A 16,330-nucleotide genomic window follows, 5' to 3' on the forward strand; every position below is an offset into this window, starting at 1 on the left:
AGCATAGTTTCAATTTTACCATAAATAATTATTGGGAAACTTCAGTTTTACTATAAGCTAACGTAGATATCTAAGGTATATAGATACGATGAGTAAATAAACTAAGCAAAACTTTTACGCAGTACTATGTATCTTGGGTTATGATGGCATCAATAACACTTTGCTTATGCAAAAAACTTTAGTAAAAAAATAGATTTAAATTTATGAGCGAAGACTCAGAAAATAGTTTGGACTTCAGTACTATAACTGACCCTTATGCGCAGCGTGAGGCTGAGAAATATGAGCAGCCAATACCTAGCCGGGAGTTGATTCTACAACTGATTGAGAAGGGTGGCAGGCCGATAGGTCGTAGGCAAATTGCTGAAGCATTTGGACTGGAATCAGATGATCAGTTAGAAGCCTTGCGCAGACGCTTAAGGGCAATGGAACGTGATGGACAGTTATTGTTTAACCGTCGTCAACAATATTGTCTGGTGGATAGTCATGACTTAATTCCAGGAAGAATCTTAAGTTACGCAGATGGTTTTGGCTTTTTAAAGCCTGATGATGCGGGTGAGGATTTATTTATATCTCCACGGGAAATGAACCGTGTGCTACATAATGATCGTGCTTTGGTGCGTGTTTCTGGCGTTGATAGAAAAGGGCGTAGAGAAGGTAAGATTGTTGAAGTTCTGGAGCGCAATACCCAGCAAGTGGTGGGTCGTTTTATAAAAGAACATGGGGTGCAATTTGTTCAGCCTGATAATAAAAAAATCACACAAAATATTTTAATTCCTAAAGGAAAAGGAAACGGAGCAAAAAAAGGGGAGATGGTGGTTGCCACCATTACGGAGCAACCTACTTTAAGAAGTCAGCCAGTAGGAAAAATCTCTGAAGTACTCGGTGCACATATGGCGCCAGGTATGGAAATTGATGTAGCAATACGTACCTATGATTTGCCCAGTGTCTGGCCTGATGATGTTATTGAACAAGTTAAGCCATTAAAAAAAGAGGTTGTAGAGGATGCCAAGCAAGGCCGGGTTGATTTACGTGATGTACCGTTAGTCACTATTGATGGTGCGGATGCACGTGATTTTGATGATGCTGTATTTTGTAGTAAAACATCAAAGGGCTGGAAGCTATTAGTAGCCATTGCTGATGTGTCGCACTATGTGCAACCGGGAAGTGCATTAGACCTTGAAGCAAAAAATCGCAGTACTTCGGTTTATTTTCCAGAGCAGGTCATTCCGATGCTGCCTGAAGTTTTATCTAATGGTTTATGTTCAATAAATCCTGATGAAGACCGTTTGTCCATGGTCTGCGAAATGGTCATTAATGAACAGGGCCAGGTTATTCGTTCACGATTTTTTGATGCAGTGATGCGCTCTCATGCTCGGTTGACCTACGACAAAGTGTCTGCCATGTTAGAGCATAATCACACAAAACTTCGCAAAAAATATAAGCCTGTTTTGCCGCATCTGGAAGAGATGTATGCTTTATATAAAGCAATGCGTGGTCAACGTGAGATACGTGGTGCGATGGATTTTGACACTCAGGAAACACAAATTGTTTTTGCTGAAGATCGAAAAATAGAAAAGATTATTCCTGTACAGCGCAATGATGCGCATAAGTTAATTGAAGAATTTATGATTGCTGCAAATAGTGCCGCTGCGCGTTATTTGAATCGTAAAAAAATGCCTCGTTTATTACGTATCCATGAGGGGCCTTCTGACGAAAAAATCAGCACACTAAAAACCTTTTTAGGTGAGCTAGGTTTGCATATGGGGGGAGGTGACAAACCGACACCTGTTGATTATATGCATTTGACTAGTAGCATAAAAGATCGACCAGATGCGCACTTGATTCAGACGGTGTTATTACGCTCTATGTCACAGGCAGTGTATAGCCCAGAGAAAAAAGGTCACTTTGGTCTGGCGCTAGAGGCTTATACTCATTTTACTTCACCTATACGCCGTTACCCGGATTTAATGGTGCATCGAGCTATTCGCCATTGTTTACAAGGCAAGTCACCAGAAAGTTTTTATTGTGGCTTTCCTGAAATTACGACTCTGGGTGAGCATTGTTCAGCTAATGAACGGCGAGCAGATGAAGCGACACGGGATGTAGTAAGCTGGTTAAAATGTGAATATATGCAGGATAAAATTGGTGAATCATTTGCCGGTATAATTTCTGCTGTCACCAGTTTTGGTTTTTTTGTTGAGCTATCTGATCTCTATGTTGAGGGCTTGGTGCATGTGACTTCTTTAGGGCAGGATTTCTTTAAATTTGATCCAGCTAGTCATCAGCTAAAGGGTGAGCGTACTGGGAAACGCTATCGATTGGGAGATACAGTCAATGTGATAGTTGCCAGGGTAAACCTGGATGATAAGAAAATAGATTTTGATTTGTTAGGGGTGCAAGGTAGAGATGCTAAACCTGTAGAAAAGAGATCGAAAAAGCCTAAAAATGATAATAAGAAAAAAACTAAGCTTAAAAAAAGTAAGAGTAAAATAAAAAGTAAAGCTAAGCCGCATAAAAAAGGAGCGTAAATGAGTCTGGCTAAAATATTTGGCGTTCATGCGGCGCAGGCGGCACTGGATTATGCGCCTAAAAAAATAAAGCAAGCCTGGGTAGACCAGAAAAGACAAGATGAACGTCTTATGTCTTTAGTTAAAGGTTTGCAAAAACATAATATCAGACCTGAAAAAGCAGACCGCAAGAAGCTGGATAACTTATCAAAGGGCAGTAACCATCAAGGTATTATTTTAGAAGTTGAAATGCCTGCAATGCGCTCAGAGAGTGATTTAAAAGCGGTGGTTGAAAGTGGTAAACAAATACCTTTCTGGTTGATTCTGGATCATGTGCAAGACCCACAAAATTTAGGTGCTTGCTTAAGAACAGCAGATGCAGCAGGGGTGCAAGGGGTTATTGTAACCAAAGATCAGGCGGTAGGGATTACGCCAACTGTTTGTAAAGTTGCTAGTGGCGCAGCCGAAACCGTTCCAGTCTATCAGGTAACTAATTTAAGTCGAACTATCAATTGGTTAAAAGATCAGGGTATCTGGATTGCAGGTGCAGCAGGAGAGGCCGAGCAAACTATTTATGAGATGGATGCCAATATGCCGCTGGCTTTGGTGATGGGGGCTGAAGAAAAAGGCTTGCGCCGGTTAACCCGTGAGCAGTGCGATTTTTTAGTGAAAATTCCCATGCAGGGTAGCGTAGAAAGTTTAAATGTATCTGTTGCAGCAGGAGTGTTGATATATGAAATACTTAGGCAACGGTTGAAGGTGTAGTTAATGGGGATTCTTGACCAGTTAAGAAAAGAAGCGGATCAGAAAAGTCCTCTGAACAGCAGGAAATAGACCAGAATAAGCTGTGTGAACAAAATTATAAAGCTGAAATATTACCTAAAATGCAGGAAATATTGGCTCTATGTGAATCCTAGTGGGTAGTGCGATAATAATACCATGAATAATGAATCTTTATTTAGTATGGCTTTAGGCTTACAATCGCCTTGGAAAGTGGAAGAAATTATCTTTTCAAACGACAATATTTTAGAACAGAATGAACTTCATTTGCAGATAGGTTTTGAATCAGGCGCCCGTTTTGCTGATGAATCGGGGGTTCTCTGCCCAGTGCATGATACAGTCGATCGGCAAGTAAACAAATACCTTTCTGGTTGATTCTGGATCATGTGCAAGACCCACAAAATTTAGGTGCTTGCTTAAGAACAGCAGATGCAGCAGGGGTGCAAGGGGTTATTGTAACCAAAGATCAGGCGGTAGGGATTACGCCAACTGTTTGTAAAGTTGCTAGTGGCGCAGCCGAAACCGTTCCAGTCTATCAGGTAACTAATTTAAGTCGAACTATCAATTGGTTAAAAGATCAGGGTATCTGGATTGCAGGTGCAGCAGGAGAGGCCGAGCAAACTATTTATGAGATGGATGTCAATATGCCGCTGGCTTTGGTGATGGGGGCTGAAGAAAAAGGCTTGCGCCGGTTAACCCGTGAGCAGTGCGATTTTTTAGTGAAAATTCCCATGCAGGGTAGCGTAGAAAGTTTAAATGTATCTGTTGCAGCAGGAGTGTTGATATATGAAATACTTAGGCAACGGTTGAAGGTGTAGTTAATGGGGATTCTTGACCAGTTAAGAAAAGAAGCGGATCAGAAAAAGTCCTCTGAACAGCAGGAAATAGACCAGAATAAGCTGTGTGAACAAAATTATAAAGCTGAAATATTACCTAAAATGCAGGAAATATTTAGCTATATGCAATAATTGGTGAAATATTTAAATTATCTAGAAGTTCCTGTGCAGGTTGAAGATTATAGTACACGGTATCCTGAACTAGGTTCTTTAAAGCAAAAGGATTACAAGGTTAGTACCGATGGGTTTGGTGGTCTAGCGGATATTGATAAATTAAGGCATATTAATATTACTTTTTATTGTGAAGGAGCTGGGGTACTTGAATATGTAGTACGTGGAAAAACAGATATAGAACGTGAAATTTCTTTTCTGCATTTCAAGCGCTTAACTAGCAAAACGCTAAGAATCCCGGGGCATAAGAAGGATGATGCTCTTAAGTTTCTGGTTGATCGTAAAATACCAGTACGCTTGCGTTTTGAAGTGGATTATGAGAATTCACTTATTAAGGTCATTATTAATAATTATTCACAGTTTTCTATTTTTACGGAATCGTGGAAAGCAGAAGAAATTGATCATGACTTTTTAGATATGGTGACACGTTATTTATTGCGTCAGGATTCTGAGTTTATTAAGCCAGAGATGAGTGATGAAGCGCGCAAGGCTTTACGCAAGAAACTAGCTGCAATTAAGAGGTCTGAACGACGTTTTTTTTGAAGAGTTAAGTCACGAAGGTCATGAAAAACAAGAAAGGTAGGGCTTTTCTTTGCACTACATGTTCTTCGTGGGTAAACTTTTAGTGAACAATTAATTTATTTCAGCGCGGAGTGACTTTAAATAATTCGCTTAATAAATCCTGAACGATTGCTGTATTTGTTCAAACTCATATAGATAGGGTTTTGCAACTTCGTGATTAGCTGCAATAATCACTAGGTCATGTGAGAAAACCGAGGTGTTATACCAGTTAAAACTGCCATCTATGACAATATAATCATCGATAATACAGTACTTAGAATGGATGGGAGAGTATGGCACTGGATGATCGTCCTGTCCATAAACAAGCCCAACAATCACGCCGGAGTTTCTTAAGCGTTCAATAACGGGTAACAGTGGTCGATTTAGTTCCTCTTCCATCGATCGTTCAATACCAATTTTACCTTGCCTGGCTAAATGTCCATTAAACAGAATATGTACATAGACGCCTCTGTTTTTTGCATTGATCAAGGCGCAAATAACACTGTCATTATAATTACCCACCAATTCTCCAATCAGAAATAAGCTGATTTTAATGGAGTGGATGGCGCGGTTTATTTCAGCCAGAATAGCATGGTGGGGCAGGTAATTTTCGCCACTCTGCATGGTATGTCTGCCAAAGGTATAGAGTAAATTAAACTGACTAAAGGGATCTACGCCATAGGGTTGAATCACTCCGCCGCGCTGGCTTTGAAAAATATTATCCAGTAAGCGACACATGCCTTGGGAATGAAACGTCATGCCTGATTCCCAGTTTGCCCACCAGCGCTCAAAAGTAATATTAAATGACCCCAGAATACAATCTTCATCATTAAAAATAATGAATTTTGTATGCATGTCGGGCTCTACTTCAATCAAATGGTGATCAGGACTACAGACTACACCAAGCAATTCAACGCCCGCACGTTTTAAGCGAGCATAATTATCGCTATTGGTCATGGTCATTTTGCGCCAATCGACTAGGCATTGTACAAAAACGCCCTGTTCACTGGCATGAATCAAGTGGTTGGCAAAATCTGCATCATCAATACAATCAACACTGACTTTAATGGTGCAAAACTTATCCTGAAATTCATGTTTATTATGAATAACCTTATCTATCAGGTCATGGATATAGCGCTTCGGGTGATAAGGGTGGTTCGGCTGACCCTTAGTAAATTTAGGTACCAGGTGTAATGATTCAAAATGATGATTCATCCAGTCCACATCACTTTGTAATTCATGGGCCTGTAGCTCATAAGTGCGATAGTGATTCTGGGTGGAGTGCAGACCGTTTATTTCTCTATATTGAGGGGTATCAGAGTCAGCATGTAGCTGCTTCCAATCCATGAAAATATAGTCTTTGTCTGAAGCGATAGAGCGTTCATCTTTATGAATAAGAAAGGAAAACTTTACGCAATTGATTACGCCAAATGAATTGGAGTAAGGATGGATATAAAAGTCCCGGGTACGGCGCCTATGACGATTCCATTTAATATCATAGGCATCGGTATCGATAACATAAGTTTCGCAAATATTGTGTTGCCGATAGACTTTGAGAATGACTTTTAAATTAACCTGTTCGCCATGATACATTTCAAAATCAATTTTTCCCCAGCGTAGAAAAAACTGATAATTGAAGTCATTGACTCTGGCAAAGGATCCTCCTAGTTCACCATGTATGGGTTTGGCATAATGTTCAGCTATTTGTTGCATACCATTTCCTTGTTATTATTATTTTTTAGCTTAAAGAGATTCAAATGTCATTAAATAACCGCAATGATCAGAGACACGACCAACATCCTGATCCGTAAAAACAACCCTTGCGGAAGTGGCTTGTATCTCACTGTTTTTATTCATAAAGATATAGTCAATCCGGTAATCATCTGCAAGCAGGTCCTGCCAGTGCGCATCATTAACTTTAAATATTTTATCAAACACACCCTGCTTATTTATCGCTAAATACTGATCTTCGTATTCATTTGAATTAACCACCTGTTTATAACCACTTGAACCTGCGGTAATGTTAAAGTCACCACATAACAAGGTAGCCTTAATATCAGCGGATTTAATATTACCAGCCCATTTACGTAACCTGATGAATTGTTCCTGGAATCCTCCTTCCAGCCAGCTTAAATGAGCAGAAAAAACATTGATAAACCCAATATAGGGCACATAAATACGTGCCGTAACAACTTTTCTGGAATTGATATCATAGATATCATGACTATCTGATACATAACCAGAATCTTGATTTGACAAGGGATAGCGACTTAATATGGCAACTCCCTCTCTATATTTATCAAAGCCTAAATGTGACCAGTCAGTATGTAGATAAAACGTTTCACTAAGGCGGTCATTAATAATTTTAGCAGAGTTCGAAAGCCAGTCGCCATGACCATCATTCCAGTATTCTGCCACTTCCTGTAAGCAAACAATATCCACATTTAGATCATCGATTGTCTTGGCAATGGTGGTAAACTTTTCATCCTGATTTTCTTCCTGATAGCAGTGTAAATTTAATATCAGGATTTTAAGTTGTTCGCGTTGAAAGGAGTAATCATGCTCATCATTGTTGTCCCAGATGGTTTGCTGGTCATTTTCACAGCTGATAACGTATTTTAAATTAAACAGTTCGGTATGATGAATTTTCCCCGACCAGAGTTGATTGCCGTATTGATTCGGGTTACGTGCATTACTATGTGCTGCTTTATTCCAATAGTCACGCTTAAATGTACAAACTGTTAGCTTTGTTGTTTTCCAGTCATTGGTAGTCCAGTGTATAGTGACTTTTTTTGCATTAAAAGAACGGGCGATGGCGACACATACAGAGGTGGTCTGCTGGCCAATTTGTAATTGACTGTCAAAATCAACATTCTGCAAAGACTGATTATCTGTCAGTTTAAGACCTGAATCCGCTTCACTAGAGTAATTTTGACTGTGATTGTCGATTAAGTACTCGTGACTTTGAACCCGGTAGCGTAGATTAAACTGAATGTTTCCTGGTAAGGAGTGTTTTTCGCTTAAGCTTAGGGTAATGCTGGCAGACCAGTACTCACTACCATGCCCCATCATGCTGTGATATTGCGCGGGCAGAATTTGCCAGATACCATCTTCTCCAGCCCAATGGATATCAACCTGTTTATCATAGCCAATATTTTCTAGCGCTAAAAAGAATGATAATTTCTGTTGAACTTGCTTAGTTTTGCGGAAAATTATATTTTCTACATAGAGCAGTTTAATTTGATTCATGCTTAATAGTACTCCTTGGTAGTCAAACTTGTTGTTGGACTTTTTTGCCTACAGGGTAATTCAGCTTATTGTTCATTACAGGCTTCTGTTCTGGCATATAATAATTTCGAAAATCAGCATCAGGGAAGACCTCGTCTAATATTTCCAGTGCGCTTAGATAATCTTCGTCAATAGCATTATTTCGTATACTATCACGTAAGTAATTAAATCTCGCTAAATGATCCGTGATACGTTTTTTGGCATATTCAACGGTTGTTCCTGTCTGCATAATAAAAGGCCAATCTGATGCCTGTGCTAGTAATAATGAACGTACAGCCTGATTTAAGGTTCTTTCCTGTAATGGTGAGGCAGTAACTCGCTGAAAAATGGCTGCTAGATTTTCCATATCCGCCCCGGCTTTGTGCAACAAAGGATAAATCCAGTCATTGGTTTCATTAATCCAGAAACTGGAATAACCCTGAGCGCCCCAGGTTGATGCAGAAGGTGTTGCTTTTTGATGAGTAGGTATTTGTGTTAAATAATAGGAGCAACTGATAGTCTGTACCGAGTTGTTAGTGCTATCAGCAAAACGCAATACCCATTCTAGCCATAAGGGTCCTTCATACCACCAATGCCCGAATAATTCGGCATCATAAGGCGATACAACAATTGGAATACGGTCCATATCAGTGCTCAGGCGATTGATTTGTAACTGGCGCTTGTTGATAAAGTCGTGCGCATGTTGCTGTGCCTTGTGTAGCGCTTGTCTGGGTTGATATATTTCTTTGGGTAGGTCTGTGCCGGTGACCCGGTGGTATTTAATTCCGGTGTTTATCCGGATATCCCCATCGAGAATATAAGGGGCAATATAGTCCAGGTTCAGATCAAAGCCGATATCACTATAATATTCGCGGTAATCATGATCACCTGGGTAACCCTCATGAGAGCTCCAGACCTGGCGAGATGATTCAGGGTCTCTGGCAAATGCCATCACATCATTGCCGCAGTTAAGGGGTGCATAGACGCTATTTCTAGGGGCTATACTTGCGTTTTCGATACCGTGTGAATCTACGAAAAAATAATTAATACCTGCATCTTTCAGGTGTTTTTCCAGGCCGGGATAGTAGCCACATTCTGGTAGCCAAAAACCAGTGGGGTTAAAACCTAGGTGAGATATAAAAGTTTCAACACCTGTGTGGATCTGATTGTGTACTGCCGCATCGCTTTTATTGAGTAAGGGTAAAAAACCGTGAGTAGCAGCACAAGTGATCAACTCCAGATTTCCTGTGGCATGAAATTTCTTAAATGCTGTTAATAAGTTGCAATCATACTGAACAGCAAAAATATCTAGTGTATCAAGGTACAAACGTCGGTAGAGTCGGGCTAATTTTTGATATTCGGGGGTGCTTTTTGTTCTGAGAATTTCCTTTTCTGCCAATTCTAATCGACTATTAAGATAAGTGAGGTAGCGTGATTGCAATAACTCATCACTTAACATTGAAATAAGTGGGGGTGAAAGTGAAAGGGTCAAGCGGTAATTGATACGATCCTTGTGTAGCCGATCAAGTGAACGAATTAGCGGTATATAACATTCGGTAATTGCTTCAAATAGCCAGATCTCTTCGAAAAAGCTGTCATATTCCGGGTGGCGCACAAAAGGCAGGTGCGCGTGTAGAATGATGCTTAAAAATCCTTTTTTCCTGGTCACTATAACAATTTCCCTAGCCCGGACACATTTTTAATAGTTGTCTTTGTAGCTTTGGAGTTTAAGTAAATATCACTCTCTTGTTTTGCTTCAGCAAGGATGGATTCCAGGTGCTTGTTATTTGTATAGACCTTTAAATCGTAACCGTAATCATTAAAATTCTTCAAAATTAAAGCTTCAGTTGGGGCGTTTGCAGTATTGGCTTTGGGAGCGATATTAGTTTCCATTGTTTGACTATCTTGTCTGGTATTTTGCTTATTTTCATTATGTCCCATATGTTCGGGTGGGACATCATTGCTAACTACGGTATGCAAAAACTTATCGCTAATTTGCAGTGAGTTTTCAAGGTTATTTTGATTATTCTCAGAGACAGGATTTTCTCGTGGGACATGAATAGGATCAGAAGTTGCCAAGGCACTAAAGTTGTTATCCGCATTGATTTCACCAATAACTGCTGAATAGGCAGATGCCGCAATTGGCAAGTGCACTTTTTGCTGGTTTTGTAAACCATGTACGTCGATATCAAAACAGAGCTGGAGTTCACTGGAGTGCTCGCTGAGTTCAGGTATCGAGTATATTCTCAAGGCCAGTTGTTTGTCGATAGGATTGGTTTGAATATCTGTTTCGCTATCTTTTAGATTCCAGTAAGCATAAAGATTTATGGGGTCAACAGGCATAAGTACTAGTTCAGGCTGATGTGGGGGGCTATGAGGAGCGTATGTTCGAGTGATTTCTTCGCTAATATTAAGCAAGTTCTGCTGAGAAAGTTTGCATTGAGAGTTATATCTGGATTGCAAAAGTTTCATTATTAAGTGATATAAGTGCCTGGGAAATGGATTGACTATTTTATTCAGTCAATAAACATGCATAATTTATGCTGGTTAGCGTAGATTATACAAGGTACGTAAGTGTATGCAAGCCACAGTAGAAAGACTTCCAGCTTCATTTAACAGAACTTACAAAAACAGCAGTGATGATAATAAATCACGTAGTCACTGGTTTACTCAATATAGAAATATTGCCGGCCTTTATAAGCATAAACTTGAGTATGCTATTTTCCAGCTTGGTGTTTATAAACTGAAGTTTCCCAATAATTATTTATGGTAAAATTGAAACTATGCTACAACTATATGAAAAAAATAGTCTTTTCATTCGTTTCAAATGCTATTGCCTAAGGGGAATTAAGTAGGGGTTTGCTATAAACATGGCAAAACCACCTACGCTGCCAGCCATGGAGAGCGAACGCGAGGGCTGGTAGTCCCCAGAAGGCGTAGGGCCGTTGTTTTGTCGGAATCGTAGCGCTAGCGTAGGTGGAGACAAAATAAAAGGCATTCCGAAACGCCGTCCAGTCATTTGAGGGAGTGTTACGAAGCCAGCACCGAGTTTACGATGGTAGTGGCGAAGTGGCACGTACGCAGGACGTCTGGGGCGCCGAAGGCATTAGCGGTCGCGTTAAGTTTTTGCCGCTTGCTTGGGCTGGGATGCCCAAAACAAGCTTTCGCAAAAATAGCGACTCCCCGCAAATAAACCTCGATACACCAGCATTGTGTATTTCAGCTACTCAATAATTGGGAAACTTCAGTAAACATGAGACATATACACTATAAAATGTTTGGCCTTGTGCTCACCCTAGCTCTGTCCAACTCGGGCAGTAGTGTCACCGTGCAAAACGATAACCAGGATAACCAGGATAACCAGGATAACCAGGATAACCAGGATAACCAGGATAACCAGGATAACGATGCATAACAAGATCAGGGCTAGACTGTGTATGCTGTATAATTCAAATCACGTGTGTAGCATTGAGTCAAAGCTCGCTTGCCCCGAACCCGGGATAATTGCCGGAATAAAGGAGAAAAATTAATAATGAACAAAGACATACAACCAGCTATCACCTTGCTAAACCTGGGGCATATGATAAAGCTGCTGAAAACATTCGGGGTCTCCAGAGAAGATACCAATCGCCAGGGAGTGTTGGACCTGAATCGCAGAACGATGGTGGTTCTGACAGGTTTGTTGGTAACCTTGACCATGGCTGGCTGCACGTCTGCGCCGAAGCGAGTGCTTTTCGAAAAGGCGCCAACGTACGCCGCGTTGCCGAATGGATACAATCCATTGAGCCCAGACCAGGTTTCACCCATGTACGCCGAGGCGGCGTCCGGAGCGAATGAGAACCTCGCTCGCAATCTGGAACGTAAACGCGGTCACGCGCTCAATATACTCTCCATGTCAGGCGGTGGTCAGAACGGAGCCTTCGGTGCCGGCTTCCTCAACGGCTGGCGCAAGAGCGGTTGGCGGCCGGAGCTTGATGTCGTCGCCGGTGTGAGCACCGGTTCGTTACTGGCAACGCACGCGCTACTGGGCACTCCAGCCGACGACGCGATACTCGAGCAGATGTTCACGGAGGTGACCGATAAGGATATTTACGAGGGTAGGTCAGTGTGGGGCCTCATATCTGGCGCTGATTCCCTTAGAGATACCGCGCCGCTACAAGCGCTCATCGCCAAATATATCACCGCCGAGACCTTACAGCGAGTAGCTACCGCCTACGATGACAATCGACTGATATTGGTCGGTACTACCAACGTTGATTATGGCCAGACCTGGGTTTGGAATATGTCGCTTTTGGCGAAGGATGGTAAGCTCGACCTCTATCGTAAGGTATTGCTCGCCTCTGCGTCGTTCCCTATCGTCTTTCCACCGGTGGAAATCGATGGTCACCTCTTCGTCGATGGGGCCGCGCGTTCGAATCTAGTCGTTCCTGGCACGGGTGGGTCACAGCGACCCAAACCTCCACTGTATGGACCCGGCAACTTGTACCTGATTACTAACGGCAGGATAACGCATCCTCCCGCGGCTTTAACCAGGGCTCTCGGTGCTGTCGCAGCCACAACAATTGGGGTGATGATGGACCAATCGATGCAAACGGCCTTGATGCGGTCCTACTTCGGCACCAAGATCCTGGGTTACACCTTCAATCTGGTTGAGATCCCGGATGAGGTAGAGATTGGCAATGACCCGCTTGCCTTTGATCCAGAACAGATGCGTGCAGCCTTCGACGCGGGGCATGCGCTCGCGCAACAGCCCGACCCATGGTCGAGCGAGCCGCCCAACGTAGGGGACATTCCCGCTTGGGCGATGGACGCGATTAAGGTGAATTACTGAGTCAGCGACTCTCTTTTTCGCCGCTCCAGCGCGACGGCTTGAGCGCGCGCTTCAATCGAATATTCACAGCGACAAGATCAGCTAACCGGTGAAACCAAGGGAATGAATCGAAGGCTGAGATCATAATAGATAATGGAGAGGTAAAGGAAATCCATATTAAGCCTGTTAAAGGCAAAAGCCCTTTGTCCGCAAATAACTTACGTGATTTCAGAGCATTTGTTGATAGCTATGCTGATGAAATAGTAAAAAAGTGGATTGATTATTTTGTGCTTCATAAGCAAATCTCTTGTGAAAATATAAGTAGGAGAGTTAAATGATTTTAGATGAACAAATTATTTCTGTGGAAAAAGTAAATCATATCGGTGACTTTAAACTCGAATTGGAATTTAATGATAAAACCTGTCAGGTGGTTGATTTTTATCCATTCTTATCAAGTTCACTTAATCCATTAATCAGAAAATATTTATCACCTGAAGAGTTTTCAAAATTTGAAATAGATGAAGGTGATTTAGAATGGAATGACTACGATCTTTGCTTTCCAATTGCTGATTTATATGAAAATAAAATAGTGCATTAACACTTCGAAGGAATCAAGAGATTGGCCAGCTTGATGTTTATTTAAATTGATAGCAGAAAGAACCCCCGATTCTTGCCATAAGTTTTATAACCAAAAGTTCGACCAGACAGGCTGGTGAACTTTGCGTTAGATTTTTCAGTAATATTAAACATCAATTTTAAGGAAAAAAATGAACATACTAATTACAGGTGGCACTGGTTTTATTGGTTCTACTCTTTGTTCTCGTTTATTAGAAGAAAATAATGAAATTGTAATGCTCAGTAGGCATCCTGAAAAAATTAAGCTCCCGATGAAAGCTGTCGCTGACTTAAGTGATCTAAAAGATAGCGATATATTTGATGTTGTCATTAATTTAGCGGGTGAGCCTATTGCGAACAAACGGTGGAGTGATAAGCAAAAGCATCAGATTTTTAGTAGTCGCATTGGTACTACAGAGAAGCTTATTTCATACTTCGAAAAATTAGAAAACAGACCTAAATTATTTATTAGTGGTTCTGCTATTGGCTACTATGGTATTGATAAAACAGATAATGTTATCGAAGAAAAAGAGAGGGGTGACAATAGCTTTTCTAGTGAGTTGTGTCAAAAGTGGGAAGCAGTTGCTTTAAAAGCAGAAAAACTTGGGGTTCGTACTTGTTTGCTACGAACAGGGATTGTGTTGGGTAAAAATGGAGGAGCATTAAGTAAGATGTTGTTTCCTTTTAAAATGTGCCTTGGAGGAAGAATCGGTGATGGTAAACAATGGATGCCTTGGATTCATATTGATGATTTAGTTGGAATTATTTTGTATTGTATGAGTCATGATAATTTACAAGGGGCTATTAATGGAACATCACCTAACCCAGTAACAAATCAAGTGTTTACTAAAACCCTTGGTACGTCATTAAAACGACCAACTATTATTCCAATGCCTGCAATAGTTGTTAAGCTATTAATGGGGCAAATGGGGGAAGAACTGTTGTTAGCAGGTAAGAAAGTTGTACCAAAAAAGGCTTTAGATGCAGGCTATACTTTTAAGTACAGAACACTAGAAGAAGCTTTAATAAATGTAGTTTAAATGTGAGAGAAAAACAACCTTAAAAAGTTAAGTGTATGATGGGAGTTATAATCTAACCTTGTTCGTTAGAATTTTCTGTGATTTTCAATCTTGACTAATATAATCCATTGGATTATATTAAAGCTATGCAAAAAATAGTTTAATTACCAGAATACATACAGAGAGCCTCTCGATTACTGAGTGAATCTGAGAAAAAAGGAATTATTAGCTATTTGGCAAGTCACCCTCAGTCTGGTGTAGTAATGCAAGCTACTGGTGGAATTAGAAAATTTCGCTGGGCTACTGGAAATAAAGGAAAAAGCGGTGGTGTTCGTGTTATTTATTACTTCCATAATAAATCCATTCCATTGTTTTTACTGACGGTATTCGGAAAAAATGAAAAAGACAACTTATCAAAGTACTTGGTACGTCATTAAAACGACCAACTATTATTCCAATGCCTGCAATAGTTGTTAAGCTATTAATGGGGCAAATGGGGGAAGAACTGTTGTTAGCAGGTAAGAAAGTTGTACCAAAAAAGGCTTTAGATGCAGGCTATACTTTTAAGTACAGAACACTAGAAGAAGCTTTAATAAATGTAGTTTAAATGTGAGAGAAAAACAACCTTAAAAAGTTAAGTGTATGATGGGAGTTATAATCTAACCTTGTTCGTTAGAATTTTCTGTGATTTTCAATCTTGACTAATATAATCCATTGGATTATATTAAAGCTATGCAAACAATAGTTTAATTACCAGAATACATACAAAGAGCCTCTCGATTACTGAGTGAATCTGAGAAAAAAGGAATTATTAGCTATTTGGCAAGTCACCCTCAGTCTGGTGTAGTAATGCAAGCTACTGGTGGAATTAGAAAATTTCGCTGGGCTACTGGAAATAAAGGAAAAAGCGGTGGTGTTCGTGTTATTTATTACTTCCATAATAAATCCATTCCATTGTTTTTACTGACGGTATTCGGAAAAAATGAAAAAGACAACTTATCAAAGTCTGAGCGTAATGAACTAGCTAAGTTTGCTAACCTCCTTTCCAAAAATTATGGTGAACCAAATGTCTGATTTTTTTAATAGCATTAAGCAGGGGCTTACCGAAGCAGTTGAATACTCAGAAAATAAATGTCCTAAAGCAATTGTACATAAATTTTCTGCTATTGATGTAAAAGCTATTCGGTCTAATTTAAATATGAGCCAAACAGAATTTGCTTCTGCTTTTGGCATTAGTGTTAGTACATTAATGCATTGGGAAAGGGGGGATAGAAAGCCCCAAGGTCCTGCTTTAGTGTTATTGAATGTCGTAGCAAAAGAGCCTCAAGCTGTATTAAGTGCACTTGCAGGATAAAACCTTCTAACATGCACATCCACTTGACCGTAAAAAGCGTCATGCCTTTTGCAAACAAAATTTCAGGGTCAAATTTCAGAGTCAGGTCTTGTATTTTGCATTATCGAATAAAATAGTTGGCAATATTTTTTTCCAAAATACGCCATAAATGAGGCTTATTTCATTCAATGAAAGTAATTATTATGGCTACAATGAATATTTCTGTCCCCAACCCGATGAAAGACGGGGTCCAGTCTCAAGTGAATACAGGTGCATACGCAAATACGAGTGATTATGTCCGTGACTTAATTCGGCAAGACCAAGAAAACAGAAGTAAATTAAAGGCATTGCAGAAACCACATGTCCGGTGGTGGTCGGGAGAGGTGAAGGCAATGGCATTCGCTTAAATAACAAAGTAACTAAAGATATAT

The 16,330-nt window shown here is 40.4% G+C and carries 18 protein-coding genes and 2 pseudogenes; 16 read left to right on the forward strand and 4 right to left on the reverse strand.

Annotation, left to right across the window (positions count from 1 at the left end):
• The first annotated feature begins 203 nt into the window (after positions 1-203).
• From rnr to CDZ78_RS12750, 6 genes and pseudogenes are all read left to right on the forward strand, one after another.
• The gene (gene rnr, locus CDZ78_RS12730; RefSeq protein WP_087870351.1) at positions 204-2,528 is read left to right on the forward strand and encodes a ribonuclease R; all 2,325 of its coding nucleotides are present in this window, start codon (positions 204-206) and stop codon (positions 2,526-2,528) included.
• A complete protein-coding gene (gene rlmB, locus CDZ78_RS12735; RefSeq protein WP_087870352.1) occupies positions 2,529-3,272 on the forward strand; it encodes a 23S rRNA (guanosine(2251)-2'-O)-methyltransferase RlmB in 744 nt (247 codons plus the stop codon).
• A gap of 174 nt (positions 3,273-3,446) precedes the next feature.
• Positions 3,447-3,638: pseudogene (locus CDZ78_RS12740) on the forward strand (ISL3 family transposase); the annotation flags it as partial.
• Positions 3,639-3,649: 11 nt separating this feature from the next.
• Positions 3,650-4,105: pseudogene (rlmB, locus tag CDZ78_RS12745) on the forward strand (23S rRNA (guanosine(2251)-2'-O)-methyltransferase RlmB); the annotation flags it as partial.
• A 3-nt stretch (positions 4,106-4,108) separates the two neighbouring features.
• Positions 4,109-4,255: a hypothetical protein gene (locus tag CDZ78_RS22050; RefSeq protein WP_167374292.1), complete on the forward strand. Its 147-nt coding sequence runs from the start codon at positions 4,109-4,111 to the stop codon at positions 4,253-4,255.
• Positions 4,256-4,258: 3 nt separating this feature from the next.
• The gene (locus CDZ78_RS12750) at positions 4,259-4,837 is read left to right on the forward strand and encodes a hypothetical protein (protein WP_140414044.1); all 579 of its coding nucleotides are present in this window, start codon (positions 4,259-4,261) and stop codon (positions 4,835-4,837) included.
• 129 nt (positions 4,838-4,966) lie between these two features.
• On the opposite strand, the gene CDZ78_RS12755 is transcribed toward CDZ78_RS12750, so the two are convergent.
• From CDZ78_RS12755 to CDZ78_RS12770, 4 genes are read right to left on the reverse strand one after another with little or no spacing between them, the layout of a single operon-like run.
• Positions 4,967-6,568, reverse strand: a complete 1,602-nt coding sequence (locus CDZ78_RS12755) for a phospholipase D-like domain-containing protein (RefSeq protein WP_087870356.1) — start codon at positions 6,566-6,568, stop codon at positions 4,967-4,969.
• A 30-nt stretch (positions 6,569-6,598) separates the two neighbouring features.
• Positions 6,599-8,104, reverse strand: coding sequence for an endonuclease/exonuclease/phosphatase family protein (locus CDZ78_RS12760; protein WP_087870357.1), 1,506 nt, complete (start codon positions 8,102-8,104; stop codon positions 6,599-6,601).
• Positions 8,105-8,126: 22 nt separating this feature from the next.
• The gene (locus CDZ78_RS12765) at positions 8,127-9,791 is read right to left on the reverse strand and encodes a glycoside hydrolase family 57 protein (protein WP_087870358.1); all 1,665 of its coding nucleotides are present in this window, start codon (positions 9,789-9,791) and stop codon (positions 8,127-8,129) included.
• The gene (locus tag CDZ78_RS12770) at positions 9,791-10,465 is read right to left on the reverse strand and encodes a DUF4912 domain-containing protein (RefSeq protein ID WP_167374293.1); all 675 of its coding nucleotides are present in this window, start codon (positions 10,463-10,465) and stop codon (positions 9,791-9,793) included. The genes CDZ78_RS12765 and CDZ78_RS12770 overlap by 1 nt, the downstream gene beginning before the upstream one ends.
• A gap of 235 nt (positions 10,466-10,700) precedes the next feature.
• On the opposite strand from CDZ78_RS12770, the gene CDZ78_RS12775 reads away from it, so the two are divergent.
• The 10 genes from CDZ78_RS12775 (at position 10,701) to nadS (ending at position 15,920) form a co-directional block, all read left to right on the forward strand.
• Positions 10,701-10,895, forward strand: a complete 195-nt coding sequence (locus tag CDZ78_RS12775) for a hypothetical protein (protein WP_087870360.1) — start codon at positions 10,701-10,703, stop codon at positions 10,893-10,895.
• A gap of 254 nt (positions 10,896-11,149) precedes the next feature.
• Positions 11,150-11,356: a hypothetical protein gene (locus CDZ78_RS12780; protein ID WP_087870361.1), complete on the forward strand. Its 207-nt coding sequence runs from the start codon at positions 11,150-11,152 to the stop codon at positions 11,354-11,356.
• A gap of 52 nt (positions 11,357-11,408) precedes the next feature.
• On the forward strand, positions 11,409-11,537 hold the full coding sequence (locus CDZ78_RS23810) for a hypothetical protein (protein WP_280175579.1): 129 nt from the start codon (positions 11,409-11,411) through the stop codon (positions 11,535-11,537).
• Positions 11,538-11,654: 117 nt separating this feature from the next.
• Complete coding sequence (locus CDZ78_RS12785; RefSeq protein WP_087870362.1) at positions 11,655-12,953, forward strand: patatin-like phospholipase family protein; 1,299 nt, start codon at positions 11,655-11,657, stop codon at positions 12,951-12,953.
• 313 nt (positions 12,954-13,266) lie between these two features.
• The gene (locus CDZ78_RS12790) at positions 13,267-13,530 is read left to right on the forward strand and encodes a DUF2442 domain-containing protein (protein WP_087870363.1); all 264 of its coding nucleotides are present in this window, start codon (positions 13,267-13,269) and stop codon (positions 13,528-13,530) included.
• Between the two features lie 169 nt (positions 13,531-13,699).
• Positions 13,700-14,587, forward strand: a complete 888-nt coding sequence (locus CDZ78_RS12795; RefSeq protein ID WP_087870364.1) for a TIGR01777 family oxidoreductase — start codon at positions 13,700-13,702, stop codon at positions 14,585-14,587.
• A 242-nt stretch (positions 14,588-14,829) separates the two neighbouring features.
• Positions 14,830-15,003, forward strand: coding sequence for a type II toxin-antitoxin system RelE/ParE family toxin (locus CDZ78_RS24100; RefSeq protein WP_307190498.1), 174 nt, complete (start codon positions 14,830-14,832; stop codon positions 15,001-15,003).
• A 20-nt stretch (positions 15,004-15,023) separates the two neighbouring features.
• A complete protein-coding gene (locus CDZ78_RS12805) occupies positions 15,024-15,173 on the forward strand; it encodes a DUF1731 domain-containing protein (RefSeq protein WP_087870366.1) in 150 nt (49 codons plus the stop codon).
• A 155-nt stretch (positions 15,174-15,328) separates the two neighbouring features.
• Positions 15,329-15,640 (forward strand): type II toxin-antitoxin system RelE/ParE family toxin, encoded by a 312-nt coding sequence (locus CDZ78_RS12810; RefSeq protein ID WP_147636281.1) that lies wholly within the window; start codon positions 15,329-15,331, stop codon positions 15,638-15,640.
• Complete coding sequence (nadS, locus tag CDZ78_RS12815; RefSeq protein WP_087870367.1) at positions 15,633-15,920, forward strand: NadS family protein; 288 nt, start codon at positions 15,633-15,635, stop codon at positions 15,918-15,920. The genes CDZ78_RS12810 and nadS overlap by 8 nt, the downstream gene beginning before the upstream one ends.
• The last annotated feature ends 410 nt before the right edge of the window (positions 15,921-16,330 follow it).

Origin of the sequence: Bathymodiolus platifrons methanotrophic gill symbiont, assembly GCF_002189065.1 — a bacterium.
GTDB lineage: Bacteria > Pseudomonadota > Gammaproteobacteria > Methylococcales > Methylomonadaceae > Methyloprofundus.